This window comes from Streptococcus sp. DD04 (assembly GCF_001578725.1).
Taxonomy (GTDB): domain Bacteria; phylum Bacillota; class Bacilli; order Lactobacillales; family Streptococcaceae; genus Streptococcus; species Streptococcus sinensis.
Map to the genome: position 1 here is coordinate 124173 of NZ_KQ968979.1, position 16697 is coordinate 140869.

Here is a 16697-nt window from a genome sequence, read left to right on the forward strand (position 1 = left end):
CTCTTTCCGTTACAAATATTATTTCTCTGTCAATGCTGCAAGACCTGGTAATACTTTACCTTCAAGGAGTTCCATTGACGCTCCACCACCAGTAGAGATCCATGAGAACTTATCTGCACGGCCAAGGTTGATAGCTGCAGCAGCTGAATCACCACCACCGATGATTGATTTCACGCCTGGTTGTTTCACGATAGCGTCCATCACACCGATTGTACCAGCTTGGAAGTCAGGGTTTTCAAAGACACCCATAGGTCCATTCCATACAACAGTCTTCGCACCAGTCAAAGCTTCATCAAATTTAGCGATAGATTTAGGACCGATATCTAAACCAAGGAAACCTGGATCTACTGCTTCGCCTTCAGTGTCTTTCACTTCAGTGTAGTCCGCAAAAGCATTTGCTTCTTTAGAGTCAACTGGCAAGATCAATTTACCGTTTGCTTTTTCAAGAAGAGCTTTTGCAATGTCCAATTTATCTTCTTCTACAAGTGAGTTACCGATTTCGATACCTTGTGCTTTGTAGAATGTGTAAGTCATACCACCACCGATAAGGACTTTATCAGCCTTTTCAAGCAAGTTTTCGATAACACCGATCTTGTCTGAAACTTTTGAACCACCAAGAATCGCTACGAATGGACGTTCTGGAGCTTCAACCGCTTCTTGGATGTAAGCAATTTCGTTTTCAAGAAGGAAACCAGCAACCGCTTTTTCAACGTTTGCTGAGATACCAACGTTAGATGCGTGTGCACGGTGAGCTGTACCGAATGCATCGTTTACAAAGATACCATCTCCAAGTGATGCCCAGTATTTACCAAGTTCAGGATCATTTTTAGATTCTTTCTTGCCGTCAACATCTTCATAACGAGTGTTTTCAACCAAGAGAACTTGTCCATCTTCAAGAGCATTGATTGCCGCTTCCAATTCAGTACCACGAGTGACACCTGGAAGGAAAGCAACATCTTGGCCTAATTTAGCAGCCAAGTCAGCAGCTACAGGAGCAAGTGATTTACCAGCTTTGTCTGCTTCTTCTTTTACACGTCCAAGGTGAGAGAAGAGGATCGCACGTCCGCCTTGTTCAAGGATATACTTGATTGTTGGAAGAGCAGCAGTAATACGGTTATCGTTAGTGATTACACCGTCTTTTACAGGAACGTTGAAGTCAACACGAACGAGAACTTTCTTCCCTTTCAAGTCAACATCTTTAACAGTCAATTTTGCCATTGGATATGACTCCTTCTATTTTTAATACATGATAATTATATCACAAAAGCTGTAAAAGCGATAGCAAAATTAAACGCTTTTGCCCTCTTCTTGACACAGCATCATTCAGAAGATACAATAAGGATAATAAAGGAGGACCCCTTGATGACAGAACTATCTCCCCTTCAAAAGAAAGCCGACCAAGATTTAAATAGCATCGCTATCTTGACAATCCTTCCCCTTATCAGTTATCTCTTTTTCCGAGAGCAACTATTAGACTTTACTCGTCAATTATCGGTCTACATCTGGCTCCGCCTTCTTGTCCTCGCAGCCTGCCAATTTTGTGTAGCAGGATTAGGCACAAGCGTGGTAATGATTCGTCGCAAAGAAAGCTGGAAGGAGTATGGATTGCTTGCTCAGCATTTCCTCTCATCTCTCATTCAGACTGCAGTTACCTGTATTCCCTTGCTTCTTTTCCTCATCATTACAGGACAAGTTCACACCTACCTCCCATTTCAATCAATCTCCTTAACGAAAGAAATTCTTGCCAGTTCTTTTCCGACAAACATCTTGGGTTACTTGCTCATTGCTCTTATCTGGGGATTCTGGGAAGGCTTTAATTATGTTATAATTGCTCAGAAAATCAATCTCCGCTATCCACACCAAACGAAGGGAATCGATCTTGGTGCTCTCATTTGCGCTCTAATCTGCCTGCTCATACATGGAATGATTGGCTTAGATCCAACTTCTCTATTTGAAGCCGTCGCCGTATTCATTCTCATTTACGGCATGCTTGTCATTCAAAGAAAATCCGGAAATGCATGGAGTTGTATTCTCATCTTTTGCCTTCTATGGAATGCATTTTAATACTAAGCAAAAATCTAATTCCCCCAAGCTCTTTTCCCAAAATAATTTTCTTCAAAACTGCTGTTTTTCAACCCAGAATTACTGTTTCCAACTCTATCATGGTAACATTTCAGGCTTTGAAAAATTTTTCTAAAATTTTTTTGTTGAATTTCCACCCAATTTTGTATTCCAATGTCCACTTTAAGAGACAATCTCAAAGTTGTACACGCAAACTTTCCCAGTCCCCTTGGCTATTTGTAAAAGTGGATTCGAAAAAGTCGCATAGAGCAGATAAAGCAAAATAAAATCCTATTTTCCTTGTCCAATCTAATGCTGGGCAAAAGCTATCCAATTCTCATTTCTATCCTAGTTGCCAATGAAGCCGCATTAGTACTCGTCATTGTCTATAGCATATCGACTTGATTCCCAATAACTATCCATTCCAGCGGCTCAAATATACTTGTCTCAAAACTGAAAAAGAGATCCACAGCGGATCTCTTTTTTCATACACTTGAATTATTTAGCGATTTTCGCAAAGTATTCAAGAGTACGTACAAGTTGTGCAGTGTAAGACATTTCATTGTCATACCATGAAACAACTTTAACCAATTGTTTACCGTCAACGTCAAGAACTTTAGTTTGAGTTGCGTCAAACAATGATCCGTAAGACATACCTACAACGTCTGAAGAAACGATTGGATCTTCAGTGTAACCGTATGATTCGTTAGCAACAGCTTTCATAGCTGCATTTACTTCATCAACAGTAACGTTCTTTTCAAGAACAACTACCAATTCAGTTACTGATCCAGTTGGAGTAGGAACGCGTTGTGCAGCTCCGTCCAATTTACCGTTCAATTCAGGGATAACCAAACCGATTGCTTTAGCAGCACCAGTTGAGTTAGGAACGATGTTAGCAGCACCAGCGCGTGCACGACGAAGGTCACCTTTACGGTGTGGACCGTCAAGGATCATTTGGTCACCAGTGTAAGCGTGGATAGTAGTCATCAATCCTTCAACAACACCGAAGTTATCTTGAAGAGCTTTAGCCATTGGAGCCAAGCAGTTTGTAGTACATGAAGCACCTGAGATAACTGTTTCAGTACCATCAAGAATATCGTGGTTAGTGTTAAATACGACTGTTTTAACATCTGATCCACCAGGAGCAGTGATAACAACTTTCTTAGCACCACCAGCATGCAAGTGTTTTTCAGCAGCTGCTTTAGTAGCAAAGAAACCAGTTGCTTCAAGAACGATTTCTACACCGTCGTTAGCCCAGTCAATGTTTTCTGGGTCACGTTCAGCAGAAACTTTAACGAATTTACCGTTAACTTCGAATCCACCTTCTTTAACTTCCACAGTTCCGTCGAAACGACCTTGAGTTGTGTCGTATTTCAACAGGTGTGCAAGCATTACTGGATCTGTCAGGTCGTTGATGCGAGTAACTTCAACACCTTCTACGTTTTGGATACGACGGAAAGCAAGACGACCGATACGACCGAAACCGTTAATACCAACTTTAACTACCATTCGTGATTTCCTCCTTATGAAAATCAAAAAATTTTTATGTGAAAAGAGTAACTTGAGTTGCTACAAATCACCTTTCAACATATCTATTATATAACTTATCGAATGAAATTGCAACTGATTTCATTAGGATTAACAAAGGACATCATTTATTTCAGAAGTTTCCAATCCTTTTCAGAAAACAAAAGATTTCTCTACCACTTTACCACAACGAACACTTGAGTGTAGCTTCTAAATTTGTCCCAATAGCCCCAATAAATATCTGCTTATTGAAAATATTATACTTAGATAGATTTTTGCTTTTTCGACCATTCTGGATTTACAATGAAAAGTTGCAGACTATCGCCTGTGAATCCAGTAATATCCTATGAATTTGTACCCTTTTCATATTTTTCTGTTAAAACTGAACAATTTTTAGTTTGGTTAAAAGCATAAAAAGCTCCTCTTCCTATGAAAGGAAAGAAGAGCTTTTAGTGCGAGGGGTAAGCTAATTAAGCTTCACCTTTGTTTTTCTTGATGATTTCTTCTTGTACTGACTTAGGTACATCTTCGTAGTGGTCAAATACCATCATGAAGGTACCGCGTCCTTGTGATGCTGAACGAAGAACTGTTGCATAACCGAACATTTCAGCAAGTGGCACATAGGCACGAACGATTTGGCTGTTACCATGCGCTTCCATGCCGTCAACACGTCCACGACGAGCTGTTACGTGACCCATAACGTCACCAAGATTTTCTTCAGGAACAGTGATTGTTACCAACATCATTGGCTCAAGGATAGCTGGTTGTGCAGTCTTAGCAGCTTCTTTCAATGCAAGTGAAGCCGCAACCTTGAAGGCTGTTTCAGATGAGTCGACATCGTGGTATGAACCATCGTAAAGTTTAGCTTTCACGTCAACGATTGGGTAGCCAGCAAGGACACCATTTGCCATTGACTCAACCAAACCTTTTTCTACCGCAGGGATGAATTCACGTGGAACCACACCACCGACGATAGCATTTTCAAACTCGAAGCCTTTTCCTTCTTCGTTTGGTGTAAATTCAATCCAAACATCACCGAATTGACCTTTACCACCAGATTGGCGTTTGAAGAATCCACGAGCTTGAGTAGAAGCACGGAAAGTTTCACGATAAGATACTTGAGGAGCACCTACGTTTGCTTCAACCTTGAACTCACGACGCATACGGTCAACAAGGACATCCAAGTGAAGCTCACCCATACCAGAGATAACTGTTTCACCAGTTTCAACGTTTGTTTCAACGCGGAAAGTTGGATCTTCTTCAGCCAGTTTTTGCAGAGCAACACCCATCTTGTCTTGGTCAGCCTTAGACTTAGGCTCAACCATCAATTGGATAACTGGTTCTGGAACGTTGATAGACTCAAGGATAATCTTAGCTTTTTCATCTGTCAATGAGTCACCAGTAGTTGTATCTTTCAAACCTACGGCAGCAGCGATATCACCAGCGTATACTGTTTCGATTTCTTGACGGCTATTTGCGTGCATTTGCAGGATACGACCAATACGCTCACGTTTGCCTTTAGAAGTGTTCAATACGTATGAACCACTGTTCAAAACACCTGAGTAAACACGGAAGAACGTCAAACGACCTACGAATGGGTCAGTCATAATCTTGAAGGCAAGAGCTGCAAATGGCTCTTCATCAGATGCAGGACGAGTTTCTTCTTCTTCAGTGTCTGGGTTGATACCTTTGATTGCTGGGATGTCAAGTGGGCTTGGCAAGTAATCAATAACTGCATCAAGCATCAATTGAACACCCTTGTTCTTGAAGGCAGAACCACACAATACTGGGAAGAATTCAACGTTGATAGTCGCTTTACGGATACCAGCCTTCAATTCTTCGTTAGTGATTTCTTCACCTTCAAGGTATTTCATCATCAATTCTTCATCAGTTTCAGCAACTGCTTCTACCAATTTTTCACGGTATTCTTGCGCTTGCTCAAGGTATTCAGCTGGGATATCTTCTTCCAAAATATCTGTACCAAGGTCGTTAGTATAGATTTCAGCCTTCATCTTGATCAAGTCGATAATTCCGCGGAAGTCATCTTCTGAACCAATTGGCAATTGGATTGGATGAGCGTTTGCTTGAAGACGATCATGCAGAGTGCTTACTGAGTAAAGGAAGTCCGCACCGACTTTATCCATCTTGTTAGCAAATACGATACGTGGAACTCCGTATTCAGTTGCTTGACGCCAAACTGTTTCAGTTTGAGGCTCAACACCTGATTGTGAGTCAAGAACAGTTACTGCACCGTCCAATACACGAAGTGAACGTTGTACTTCGATGGTGAAGTCCACGTGTCCTGGGGTGTCGATAATATTTACGCGGTGGTTATCCCATTGAGCAGTTGTCGCAGCAGATGTGATCGTGATACCACGCTCTTGCTCTTGCTCCATCCAGTCCATTTGTGACGCACCTTCGTGAGTTTCGCCGAGTTTATGGATTTTACCAGTATAGTAAAGGATACGCTCAGTTGTAGTTGTTTTACCAGCATCGACGTGGGCCATGATACCGATATTACGTGTTTTTTCAAGTGAAAATTCGCGTGCCATGAGGTTGTTTTCTCCTATTAATTTATTTTACAATTTATTATAACATTATTTAGAAAAAACGGATAGGCAGGACCTACCCGTTCTTAATATTTATCTTGTTTTTGTTGGTTTCAACTTGTAGATAAGTTGAATTGAACTCGGGCTAAAAGCTCGGAAAATAGATAAGCTTTCCTAGAATCTTTGATTCTGCGTCAAGCTTCCTAATTTTCAGTCGCTTTTTTAACGCCCTTAGTATCTTATTCTTACCAACGGAAGTGTGCGAAGGCACGGTTAGCTTCTGCCATACGGTGAGTGTCTTCACGTTTCTTAACTGCTGCACCAGTGTTGTTAGCAGCATCCATGATTTCTTTTGCAAGACGATCTTGCATAGTGTGTTCACCACGACCACGTGAAATTGTTACCAACCAACGAAGGCCAAGTGTAGTACGGCGTTCTGGACGAACTTCAACCGGTACTTGGTAGTTTGAACCACCGACACGGCGAGCACGTACTTCAAGAACAGGCATGATGTTTTCCATCGCTGTTTCAAATACTTCAAGTGCATCATTTCCAGTAGCTTCTTTGATTTGCTCAAAAGCTCCGTAAACGATAGAAGCTGCTGTACCACGCTTACCATCAAGCATAACGCGGTTGATAAGACGAGTAACTAATTGTGAATTGTAAAGCGGATCTGGCAATACTTCGCGCTTAGGCGCACGGTTTTTACGACTCATTTATCTTTCTCCCCTTTCCTTATGCTTTTGGACGCTTAGTACCGTATTTAGAACGGCCTTGCTTACGGTCAGTAACACCTGCTGTATCAAGTGCACCACGAACGATATGGTAACGTACCCCTGGAAGGTCTTTTACACGTCCACCACGAAGAAGCACCACGCTGTGCTCTTGCAGGTTGTGTCCGATACCTGGGATGTAAGCTGTAACTTCGATCAAGTTGCTCAAACGTACACGGGCAAATTTACGAAGGGCTGAGTTAGGCTTCTTAGGTGTCATAGTTCCAACACGAGTTGCAACACCACGTTTTTGTGGTGAAGATACGTTTGTTTGAACTTTTTTGTGGCTGTTGTAACCAACGTTCAAAGCTGGTGATTTAGATTTTTCTACTTTTGATTTACGCGGTTTGCGAACCAATTGGTTAATTGTAGGCATCTACATTCTCCTGTATTTTTTTAATTTTGGTGATGATACACTTGGTGACAGCTACCATCTGCGTGTACTTTTGCAACATTTGTCAGCACGTCTCTGTACACTTTTGAGAGACCAAAAGTAAAAAGTACCGTTCATTATTGTAACATAGAAGCATTGCTTAGTCAATACCTTTTGTTTATTTTTTACTCCGATTCAGCTTTTTAGTCTCTTGGTAAATATAGCTTTCTCCCCTTGATGACAAAAAATGAAAAAACTCTCAAAAAGTTGCTTTTAAAGCACTGTTGAGAGTTTCTTAGTTTCTGAAATATGATGCAAACCATCAGAATATTTTACAGAGGTCCTTTTATCACAAAACAATGCCAGTGCCTCAAAGCATTCTATAATCCTGTTATTCTCCGCTTGAAGGCTGAGGGGCTGAGCCAGCATCTGTGGAAGGATTCGGTGTGGCAGAAGATGGACTTGGAGTAGGTTCTGGATTTGAAGACGGAGCAGGACTTGGATTTTCTTGTGGCTGAGATGGCGTCTCAGTTGAGACAGCAGGAGCCCGGTAAACTGGCGCCGCCGGTGAAGCCGATTGCTGCTGTTCTGAAACAGGTTCAGAAGAATCCGTCGGTGCTTGGTTCGAAGACATCGCATCTCTCACCGCTTGAATTCTACTTTGCAGTTTCTCCTTAACCGCCTCATCTTTTACCTTGTCAACTGCTTCTTGAGCTCGAGAAAGATTCTCAGCAGTCTGCTCCTCTTCTAGCTTTTTAACGGCAGACTCTGCCTCTTGCACCGTACTGTCTGATGAAGCGTTACTGCTGGATCCGGCTTTGCTAGAACTTGAACGTCTGCTGTAGCTAACTATTTTAGTAGATTGCCCGGTTTTCTGTGTTGGTTTGACAAATATAAAACCCGAAATTAAAACAACCACTAAAAACAATACTATTCCTAAACGCACAAAGATTGAACTCTGCTCCAATTTATCAAATAAATTTTTCATCTTGCTTTCCTAATTTTTATCAAATATATTGCCAACTTCAACATCAATCGTATTCGATTTAACATTAATATTGGTTACCTTCAGAAGCGATTTATAATCCAGATGATCACGGGTGGTTTGGGCATTATCTGCAAAGACAGCCACACCCGCCAACTCTGAATCAAACTCAGACAAAAGGCTAACCATCCCATTAATCGTTCCGCCACCCTTGAGGAAGTCATCGACGATGAGGACCCGACTTCCGGCCTTAAGACTGCGTTTTGAGAGGAACATTTTTTCAATCCGATCCCCGCTAGAACCAGAAACATAGTTGACACTGACCGTTGAACCCTCAGTGATTTTCAGGTCGCGCCGCACAATGACAAAGGGAACATTCAAGACATTAGCGACAGCATTGGCAAGTGGAACCCCCTTGGTCGCAACCGTCATGACAGCATCAATCTTTTGACCTTTAAAGGCTTTGGCAATGATGCGACCGATATTATTGAGGATAGACGGCGTACTGAGCAAATCTGACAAATAGATATAGCCACCAGGAAGAATCCGATTACTTTCAGATAATTGAGCACACAAATCTTGAACAATAATTCTTGCATCTTTCTCTGAGATTGAAGGGGTAAAGATAACACCTCCACCAGCTCCCGTAATGGTTTCAATCGTTCCAATTTCAATTTCCTCAAAGGCGCGCTTGATGATTACAATATCTTCTGAGATGGAGGACTTAGCAGACTCATATTTTTCTGCAAATGTGTTTAAACTTGTTAATTCATAAGGGTGGTTAATCAAATAATTGGAAATAACCACCATCCGCTCACTTCTTCTTAATTTCATTTTTTCACCAATTTGACTTAATAAAAATCCTCCACAAACTGATATGAGAAAGCCTAAAGGATCTCCAGGCATTTCCAGCATAAACCAACTACTCAGACTGTTGAAGATAATAAAGTTTGAAGAGATTTTCTAAGAGTATTTATTTTATTTTTTTCATTATATCATACTCTAGCAAAAAAACGAACATTATGCTAAATATAATGCCCATTTTTCGTATTTCACTTGTCTAATTTAGGTTTATAGAAGGAACGGTTTTCCAGTGCGAATATTTTATTGGTCATTTCTCCTGGAGCAACGAGAGACAGAGCCGCGGTCATCATCATCATCTCAGCGTCCAGATTGTCAATCATGTGCAGGATTTCGGCCTCCATAATCTTTGGACGAACGGGGCTGCCATATTCAAGAAGGCCGTGATGACTGAGGAGGACATGTCGCAAAACGATGACATCTTCTTTTGTATCGTCGATTTTCAGCTCCGCCAAGGTTTTGGTCAATTCCTCATCAATCAGTGCAATATGCCCAATCAGATTGCCTCGCACGGTGTATTCCGTATTTTCTGGGCCACTCAGCTCAATGACTTTGGCCAAGTCGTGCAGCATGATCCCTGCAAAAAGGAGGCTTTTATTGAGCTGAGGATAGATGTCACAAATCGCATCCGCTAGTTTGACCATAGTAGCTGTGTGAAAAGCGAGCCCTGACTCAAAAGCATGGTGATTGGCTTTCGCTGCTGGATAGGAATAAAATTCCTTATCGTATTTGCCATAAAGCGAGCGGACCACACGTTGCCAGACCTGATTTTCAATCCGAAAAATCATCTGAGCCAAGTATTCCCGCAGTTCTTTTTGATCAACAGGTGGTTTTTCTTTGAAATCCGAAGGATTGTTGGGCTCACCAGCTTTTGGCAGGCGCAGGGTCAACTGATTAACCTGCGGGGTGTTATTGTAGACTTCGCGACGGCCTTGCATGTGGACGACTTTCCCCGCTGTAAACTCTGCCACATTATGGGGCTGGGCATCCCACAATTTCCCCTCAATCACCCCAGTATCATCTTGGAAAGTGAAGGCGAGGTAATTTTTGCCAGCTCTGGTCTGTCGGACTTCGGCTGACTTAATCAGATAAAATCCTTCAAACAATTCATCCTTTTTCATTTGATTAATTTTCATAGTCTTCCCTTTCATCTGGAATATCTAGCAAGTGTAACTGAAGGTCTTGGTCAGACAATTCAATATGCCGCAGCGTTCTTTCAATAGCATTGGTTCGGCGAGTCAGTAGCTCGTCAATGCTACCAGAAGCGTTCTTCAGGTGCTTCTGAGCCTTGGCTAGAATGCCGCCAAATTTGCTGAATTCCAGCTTGACACTGCCCAGAACCTTGCTGATGTCATCTGCGCTACGCTGGATGTTCAGGGTTTTAAAGCCAACTGAGAGAGAGTTGAGCAGAGCTGACAAGGTAGATGGACCCGCCACGACAATCTGCTCATCTCGCCGCAGACCGTCGAAAAACTCTGGATTGCGAACCACTTCGGAATAGAGACCTTCCGTTGGCAAAAACATAATCCCAAAATTAGTCGTAGCCGGCGGAGCCAGATATTTACTCTTAATATCCTTGGCAAAGCGCTTGACGCTAGCCAACAGCGACTTACGGTAAAGTTCAATTTCTTCCTTATTGCCAGACTCGTAAGCCTCTTCCAAGCGGTAGTAATCCGCCAGAGGAAACTTGGAGTCAATAGGCAGGTAGATATAGTCCTGCTCCGTCTGCCCCGGCAATTTGATAGCATACTCCACGCGCTCACTAGAACCTGTTACTGTGGCAAATTCCCGCTCATACTGGCTAGGTGTCATGATGTCTTCGATGATTTGTCCCAGCTGGAGTTCGCCCATGATGCCGCGGGTCTTGGTATTGGAAAGAACCTTATTGAGACTGCCGACATCCCGAGCCACCGTCTGCATCTCTCCTAAACCACGATTGACAGACTCTAGCTGCTTGGACACCGTCTCAAAGGAGGTCTGCAGGCGACTCTGCAAAGTCTTCTCCAATTTTTCCTCAACGGTCTGGCGCATCTGCTCCAGCCGCAAGTCATTAGACTCCTGAATTTGGCGCATCCGCTCATCAGTCTTGTCTCGATTTTTGCTGAAACTATCCGCCATTTCTGTTCGTAAATCCGTCAAATGTCGATGCAAATCTGTTCGAACTTCTGCTAGCCGATCTCCCAGAACAATTTCCAGATCTTTTTGCCGAAGAGCCTCCTGCTGTCTTTCCTGCTCAAAGCGGTAATCCAGCTGGTCGGACAGATGATCTTCCTGCTCTTCTAACAAGACTTTGATTGCCTGCTCCTGCTGCCCCTGTCTCTGCCAGAAGAAATAGAGAAAGACCAGATTGATGATAAGCAGGATGATGATGATATATTCCATATCAACTCCTATCTTTACTGTAAATAACAACCGTATAACCCTTGTCAAAGGATAAAAATACAGGTCTATCTATAAATTCGTTAGAAGCATAGACTTTTTTAAAGAAAAAATTCCTTTCATTTAAAGGATATTTAGCTCCTTCAATGGTCAGGGCTACATCCTCTGTCGGCAGAAAGGCCAGGTAGTCCATCCCTTCCACTGGCTTAATTTCATGACGACCAGAGGGCACATAGCGGATGCAATTCTGGGCATCAACTAAGATCAGCTGCTCCATATAGGGGGCGATTTTATCGTTGCTGGGTAAGAAAATGTTGGCCAGAGCATGGTCTAGACGACCGCCAAAGGCACCGAAAATAGTCAGATAAGCATCTGGATACCGCTCAAAGCAAGCCAAAACAGCCAATTCCAAGTCCGTATCATCCTTTTCAGGCTGAGCCTGAATGACCTCCTTGGCCTTGCCTTTAATGCGCAGCAATTCTTCATCGGAGACAGAATCAAAATCGCCAATTGCCAAGTCAGGACAGACTCCCTGATCCAACAGAAAGAGTGAGCCGCGATCAACCCCAACAAAAAAATCAAAATCCCGACTGAACTCAGTCAAATCACCACCGGCAAAAAGGGCAATTCTAGGCATCTAAAGCATCTCTCAAAGTCTGAACTTGATGGCTGACATCACCTTTGAAGACATAGCTGCCTGCTACGAAAACATTGGCTCCAGCCTCTCGGGCAATCTGAATCGTCTTATCGTCAATACCGCCGTCAACCTCAATATCAAAGTTCAGCTCATTGACTTCACGCAGAACGACCAGTTCACGAATCTTATCCATGGTTTCTGGCAGAAAAGCCTGACCGCCAAAGCCTGGATTCACTGTCATGACTAGGACCTGATCCACTAGATTCAAGACATTTTTAATCGCTTCGACTGGCGTTCCAGGATTGATAACAACGCTAGGCTTAACACCTGCCGCACGAATCTTCTGCAAAGCTCCATGAATATGCGGTGTGGCTTCGACATGGATGCTTATAATATCCGCACCCGCCCGAGCAAATTCCTCAATATGGTGCTCAGGATTGGATACCATGAGATGGCAGTCAAAAACCATCTTGCTGTGGGGACGCATACTTGCTACAACACCGGCACCAAAGCTAATATTAGGCACAAAATGTCCATCCATTACATCCAGATGGGCATACTCTGCTCCACTGGCTTCTAGCTTTTTCAATTCCGTCTCAAAATTAGCATAATCCGCACTCAAAACAGAGGGAGCAATTTTAAATGTTTTCATGATAGTTCCTTTCTCTATTTAGGAAGTTTTTTAGCTGTCTTTTTATAGGTTTCACGGCGATTCTCGATTTCACTGAGAAACTGCAGGTAGTTTTCGAAACGAAAAGCAGCAATTTGCCGGGCTTCTACGGCTGGTTTGACGGCACAAGCCGGTTCATGCGTATGGGTACAAGTGCGGAACTTGCAGTCCCGGCTGATTTCGGTAATTTCTGGAAAGGCAGCGTTCAGATCTTCTGCCTTGTCCACCTCATAGTCCAGAGAAGAAAAGCCCGGAGTGTCCGCAATCTTTCCCCCGTTAAGATTATAAAAGCTGACCGCCCGTGTCGTATGGCGGCCGCGCCCCAGACTTTCAGAAATCTCTCCTGTTTCTAATTGCAAATCTGGGGCAATTTTATTGAGCAGGGTGGACTTTCCAACACCCGTCTGGCCCATGAAAACAGTGATTTTCCCCGTCAGAAGTGGCAGTAAATCCTCAACAGACTGAACCACCTGATAGCCAATCTGCTGATAAACCCGAACATAAGTATCCAAGCTCCCTTCATCCTCCAGCAGATCCAACTTACTCAGATAGATGAGGGGGTAGATGCCCTTGTGCTCCAAAAGCACCAGAAAACGATCCAAGAGATTGGCATTGAAATCTGGCTCCTTGGCACTCATGATGACAACTGCCTGATCAATGTTGACAATGGGTGGCCGCACCAAACTATTTTTTCGCTCGGCGATTTTTAAAATGTAGCCTTCGGAATCCTTGTCCGCTGAAAATTCGACATGATCGCCAACATAAGGCGTTTGTCCTTTTTTGCGGAAATTCCCACGCGCTCTGGTCTGATACACCTGCCCGTCTGACTCTACATAATAAAAGCCAGCCAAGGCTTTGATAATTATTCCTTGCAAGACTGCTCCTTTAAAGTTAATACAATTATTATATCAAAAAAAGACAGATATTTGGCTTTTACTATTGGCATTTTCAAAAAAAATGGTATAATAGAGTTCGAGCGGAGGTGGTGGAACGGCAGACACGCATGCTTCAGGCGCATGTGCCCGTACGGGTGTGAGGGTTCAAATCCCTTCCTCCGCATTGAACAGGAACTCTTGTCTAAATAGACAAGAGCTTTTCTTTTGAAAAATCATGAGATTCCCATGAAACATCTTTCAGAAAAACCAGCCCTTTTCAGACAGGGCTGGTTTTCAATATCTTATAGATCTTGCGCCTTCAAAGCATCTGCTAGACGGGCAAAATCTGCTAAAGCCAAAGCCTCTCCTCGAACACTTGGAGATAACTCAGCTTGCTCTAAAGCGGCTGTTAACTTGGCTTTGGTCTCCTCTGCTTTGCCAAAATGACTAGTCAGGTTGTTCCAGAGAGTTTTCCGACGGTGAACAAAACTAGCCTTGGAAACCTTGAAAAAGAATTTCTCGTCCTGGACCGCAACTGCTGGCTGGTCTCTGCGCACCATCTTGAGAATAGCCGAATCTACATTGGGCGCTGGCACAAAGACTGTCCGCGGAACGATAAAGGCAACCTTGGCCGTCATGTAATACTGGACCGCAATCGACAAACTGCCGTAGGCCTTGGTATTCGGCTGAGCCGAAATCCGGTCCGCCACTTCCCTCTGCATCATAACGACAAACTCACTAAAAGGAATCCCGCTCTCAATCAAATGCATGAGAATCGGTGTCGTGATGTAGTAGGGCAAGTTTGCCACTACCTTGATAGGCAAGTTAGGATTTTTAAACTCTGCCATGTACTGGGCCAGATCAACCTTGAGAATATCCTGATTAACCACCGTCACATTGTCAAAATTGCGCAGAGTATCCGCCAAAATGGGCACCAGCCGATCATCAATCTCAAAGGCCATGACCTCGGCGGCACTTTCTGCCAGAAACTCCGTCAATGCCCCAATACCAGGACCAATTTCGATAACATTGACTTGCTTATCAATCTCGGCGGTATCCACAATCTTCTGGAGGATGTTGGTATCAGTCAGGAAATTCTGACCAAAAGATTTTTTAAAAGTGAAACCGTGTCGCTCCAGAATGGCACGGGTCACACTATAATCTGCAATTCTCATTTTATTACGAATACAGTCAAGCTGCGTTCTTCCTTTCTCTCATCTGCTTCTATTCTAGCATATTTCAGAGGGCTTGGAAATGCTCCAACTCCAGTTTGTGTATTGAATCCTTATATGATATGTAGCTCATAGAACCCTTTATCTAAATTTTATCGTAGATTTTTTAAACGCAATATCTTTATCCAAAAGCTTCAACAGGGGAGTTATGTATTCAGGATTTGGAAACTTAGGACCGAAAATGACTTCCCCGATTTGAATTGGATTTTCACGTTCTACATAAAGTTTACCTATCCCAGAAGACTTATCGATCTTGATTTCCTCATTGCTAGGGTCTAAATTGGCATAGCGTAAGATACGCAACTCGTCCTCATATTTGTAATCTACAGATTTAAACAAGTAACGAATTTCCTCTATACAGTCAGAAATCGCTTTTTGATAAAAATCATCTCCTTTGTTCAAATCCTTATCTAGTTTTTCCTTTAAAGCTTTCAACAATGTTTCTAAATTTTTGATTTCATAGTCGTTAAAGAGCTCCGTTTTTTCTATGCTAAACTCACCACCTGAATCATTAACATAGGCTATTCGGTAGAGATAATCTACATTTCCTTTTGAAATACTATCTTTTTCTTCAGAATTCGATTCAGCTCCTTCATCATTAACAGCATTGACTGAATTCTCACTCTCACTCCGAAAGACAGATTTTTCAAAACCACTATGTAATTCAGATTTCATTAGATACATCTTATCAGAAAATTCTAAAGAGATTTTTTCTTGACGCCAAGAAACATCATTGAAGGATGAAAATCTAGAAAAGTCATCCTCCCGAAGCACAATACAAACACCTTTGGCATCATCACCATACTGGGACCACATGGCTAAATCATCCGTTTTAATCGTAAAGCTCATTAAAAACCATGAACTTGGCTCCAAAGCATCTCGTCTATCTAAGCCCAAGATCTTTTCTATGATGATACCTTCTTCAGGATCATTCATATAATTAGCGTTATTCAAACGAGTTTTTCCAACTATAGAAAAGCTTGATTCCTCCCTCTGATCCTGATCCAACAAAATTTGAAGTACGCTTCCTTTAGTGTAATGACCAAACTTTATATTTTTCTTTTTATCTTCGTCTTTCAATCCCAGTTGATACTTAATTTTTTGAACATATTGATAAATCGACAGCAGATTCTTTAGTTCATCCGAGTCTTCTTTATAATGCTCTGCCCATGTTTGTAAAATAGCATATTTAGTATTCTTTAAAAGACCTTCTCTTAGGATAAAGTTGAATAGCTTGTACTCCTCACTGTCACAAACATTATCATTACTAAAAAATCGATCATCAAAATTTTGTAACATAAATGTGGAGAATTGTTCATAGAGTTTTTTGATTGTTTCTATTGTTTGAAGACGTTCATCTATCTCTGTTTGTTGTTCAAATAAGCTCGCTAAGAACATAACATATATAAAAGCAATTTCTTCAGATTCTTGGAAGCATTCATGTTTATGCAATCCCTTTAATTTCTTAGCAGTAGTTGCCAGTTCATTCAACTCAGGCTGCTTGGTTGATAAATTGAACAAAGTCATAGCATACATTTCTGCTATATCAGGCGAGTCAGGGAATTGTTGATGCAAGACCTGTAATTTCTCAGCAGTAGCCTCCCGCTCTTTCAACTCAGGCTGCTTGTCTGATAAATTAGCCAAAGTTATAGCATAAACTTCTGCTATATCAGGCGAGTCAGGGAATTGTTGATGCAAGACCTGTAATTTCGCAACACTAGCCTCCCGCTCTTTCAGCTCAGGCTGCTTGGTTGATAAATTGAACAAAACCTTAG

The 16697-nt window shown here is 42.3% G+C and carries 15 protein-coding genes and 1 tRNA gene; 2 read left to right on the forward strand and 14 right to left on the reverse strand.

The window, feature by feature from the left end; all coding sequences use genetic code 11:
- Positions 1–18 precede the first annotated feature (18 nt).
- Positions 19–1218 carry a phosphoglycerate kinase gene (locus tag STRDD04_RS07535; protein ID WP_062201130.1) on the reverse strand — a complete coding sequence of 400 codons (1200 nt, stop codon included), beginning with the start codon at positions 1216–1218 and terminating at the stop codon, positions 19–21.
- Between the two features lie 144 nt (positions 1219–1362).
- Between STRDD04_RS07535 and STRDD04_RS07540 the strand changes: the two genes are divergently transcribed.
- Positions 1363–2064, forward strand: coding sequence for a hypothetical protein (locus STRDD04_RS07540; RefSeq protein WP_062201132.1), 702 nt, complete (start codon positions 1363–1365; stop codon positions 2062–2064).
- Between the two features lie 495 nt (positions 2065–2559).
- Here the strand turns inward: STRDD04_RS07540 and gap are convergent, their stop codons facing one another.
- The 11 genes from gap to rsgA form a co-directional block, all read right to left on the reverse strand.
- Positions 2560–3570 carry a type I glyceraldehyde-3-phosphate dehydrogenase gene (gene gap, locus STRDD04_RS07550; protein ID WP_045505322.1) on the reverse strand — a complete coding sequence of 337 codons (1011 nt, stop codon included), beginning with the start codon at positions 3568–3570 and terminating at the stop codon, positions 2560–2562.
- Between the two features lie 488 nt (positions 3571–4058).
- Positions 4059–6140 (reverse strand): elongation factor G, encoded by a 2082-nt coding sequence (gene fusA / locus STRDD04_RS07555; RefSeq protein WP_062201135.1) that lies wholly within the window; start codon positions 6138–6140, stop codon positions 4059–4061.
- A 242-nt stretch (positions 6141–6382) separates the two neighbouring features.
- Positions 6383–6853 (reverse strand): 30S ribosomal protein S7, encoded by a 471-nt coding sequence (gene rpsG, locus STRDD04_RS07560; protein WP_005591659.1) that lies wholly within the window; start codon positions 6851–6853, stop codon positions 6383–6385.
- Between the two features lie 19 nt (positions 6854–6872).
- Positions 6873–7286: a 30S ribosomal protein S12 gene (rpsL, locus tag STRDD04_RS07565; RefSeq protein WP_005591658.1), complete on the reverse strand. Its 414-nt coding sequence runs from the start codon at positions 7284–7286 to the stop codon at positions 6873–6875.
- A 388-nt stretch (positions 7287–7674) separates the two neighbouring features.
- The gene (locus STRDD04_RS07570) at positions 7675–8271 is read right to left on the reverse strand and encodes a prolipoprotein diacylglyceryl transferase (protein WP_062201138.1); all 597 of its coding nucleotides are present in this window, start codon (positions 8269–8271) and stop codon (positions 7675–7677) included.
- A 9-nt stretch (positions 8272–8280) separates the two neighbouring features.
- Positions 8281–9102 carry a pur operon repressor gene (gene purR, locus STRDD04_RS07575; RefSeq protein WP_062201400.1) on the reverse strand — a complete coding sequence of 274 codons (822 nt, stop codon included), beginning with the start codon at positions 9100–9102 and terminating at the stop codon, positions 8281–8283.
- 218 nt (positions 9103–9320) lie between these two features.
- A complete protein-coding gene (locus STRDD04_RS07580) occupies positions 9321–10265 on the reverse strand; it encodes a 3'-5' exoribonuclease YhaM family protein (RefSeq protein WP_062201142.1) in 945 nt (314 codons plus the stop codon).
- Positions 10255–11511: a DNA recombination protein RmuC gene (rmuC, locus tag STRDD04_RS07585; RefSeq protein ID WP_062201145.1), complete on the reverse strand. Its 1257-nt coding sequence runs from the start codon at positions 11509–11511 to the stop codon at positions 10255–10257. The genes STRDD04_RS07580 and rmuC overlap by 11 nt, the downstream gene beginning before the upstream one ends.
- 1 nt (position 11512) lies before the next feature.
- Positions 11513–12145 (reverse strand): thiamine diphosphokinase, encoded by a 633-nt coding sequence (locus STRDD04_RS07590; RefSeq protein WP_062201148.1) that lies wholly within the window; start codon positions 12143–12145, stop codon positions 11513–11515.
- Positions 12138–12797 carry a ribulose-phosphate 3-epimerase gene (gene rpe / locus STRDD04_RS07595; RefSeq protein WP_062201151.1) on the reverse strand — a complete coding sequence of 220 codons (660 nt, stop codon included), beginning with the start codon at positions 12795–12797 and terminating at the stop codon, positions 12138–12140. The genes STRDD04_RS07590 and rpe overlap by 8 nt, the downstream gene beginning before the upstream one ends.
- Positions 12798–12811: 14 nt before the next feature.
- Positions 12812–13690, reverse strand: a complete 879-nt coding sequence (rsgA, locus tag STRDD04_RS07600; RefSeq protein WP_062201154.1) for a ribosome small subunit-dependent GTPase A — start codon at positions 13688–13690, stop codon at positions 12812–12814.
- A 101-nt stretch (positions 13691–13791) separates the two neighbouring features.
- Between rsgA and STRDD04_RS07605 the strand changes: the two genes are divergently transcribed.
- A tRNA-Leu gene (locus STRDD04_RS07605) sits at positions 13792–13874 on the forward strand.
- A 118-nt stretch (positions 13875–13992) separates the two neighbouring features.
- On the opposite strand, the gene rsmA is transcribed toward STRDD04_RS07605, so the two are convergent.
- Complete coding sequence (gene rsmA / locus STRDD04_RS07610; RefSeq protein ID WP_062201157.1) at positions 13993–14865, reverse strand: 16S rRNA (adenine(1518)-N(6)/adenine(1519)-N(6))-dimethyltransferase RsmA; 873 nt, start codon at positions 14863–14865, stop codon at positions 13993–13995.
- A 138-nt stretch (positions 14866–15003) separates the two neighbouring features.
- Entirely contained in the window at positions 15004–16689 is a 1686-nt protein-coding gene (locus STRDD04_RS07615) for a DUF2971 domain-containing protein (RefSeq protein WP_443031304.1), read from the reverse strand.
- Between the last annotated feature and the right edge of the window lie 8 nt (positions 16690–16697).

Coding starts and splice junctions, on each gene's coding strand:
- STRDD04_RS07580 (WP_062201142.1), bottom strand. CDS start 10,265: ATGAAAATTAATCAAATGAAAAAGGATGAATTGTTTGAAGGATTTTAT.
- rmuC (WP_062201145.1), bottom strand. CDS start 11,511: ATGGAATATATCATCATCATCCTGCTTATCATCAATCTGGTCTTTCTC.
- rpe (WP_062201151.1), bottom strand. CDS start 12,797: ATGAAAACATTTAAAATTGCTCCCTCTGTTTTGAGTGCGGATTATGCT.
- rpsL (WP_005591658.1), bottom strand. CDS start 7,286: ATGCCTACAATTAACCAATTGGTTCGCAAACCGCGTAAATCAAAAGTA.
- fusA (WP_062201135.1), bottom strand. CDS start 6,140: ATGGCACGCGAATTTTCACTTGAAAAAACACGTAATATCGGTATCATG.
- rpsG (WP_005591659.1), bottom strand. CDS start 6,853: ATGAGTCGTAAAAACCGTGCGCCTAAGCGCGAAGTATTGCCAGATCCG.
- STRDD04_RS07540 (WP_062201132.1), top strand. CDS start 1,363: ATGACAGAACTATCTCCCCTTCAAAAGAAAGCCGACCAAGATTTAAAT.
- STRDD04_RS07535 (WP_062201130.1), bottom strand. CDS start 1,218: ATGGCAAAATTGACTGTTAAAGATGTTGACTTGAAAGGGAAGAAAGTT.
- STRDD04_RS07590 (WP_062201148.1), bottom strand. CDS start 12,145: ATGCCTAGAATTGCCCTTTTTGCCGGTGGTGATTTGACTGAGTTCAGT.
- rsmA (WP_062201157.1), bottom strand. CDS start 14,865: ATGAGAATTGCAGATTATAGTGTGACCCGTGCCATTCTGGAGCGACAC.
- STRDD04_RS07570 (WP_062201138.1), bottom strand. CDS start 8,271: ATGAAAAATTTATTTGATAAATTGGAGCAGAGTTCAATCTTTGTGCGT.
- gap (WP_045505322.1), bottom strand. CDS start 3,570: ATGGTAGTTAAAGTTGGTATTAACGGTTTCGGTCGTATCGGTCGTCTT.
- purR (WP_062201400.1), bottom strand. CDS start 9,102: ATGAAATTAAGAAGAAGTGAGCGGATGGTGGTTATTTCCAATTATTTG.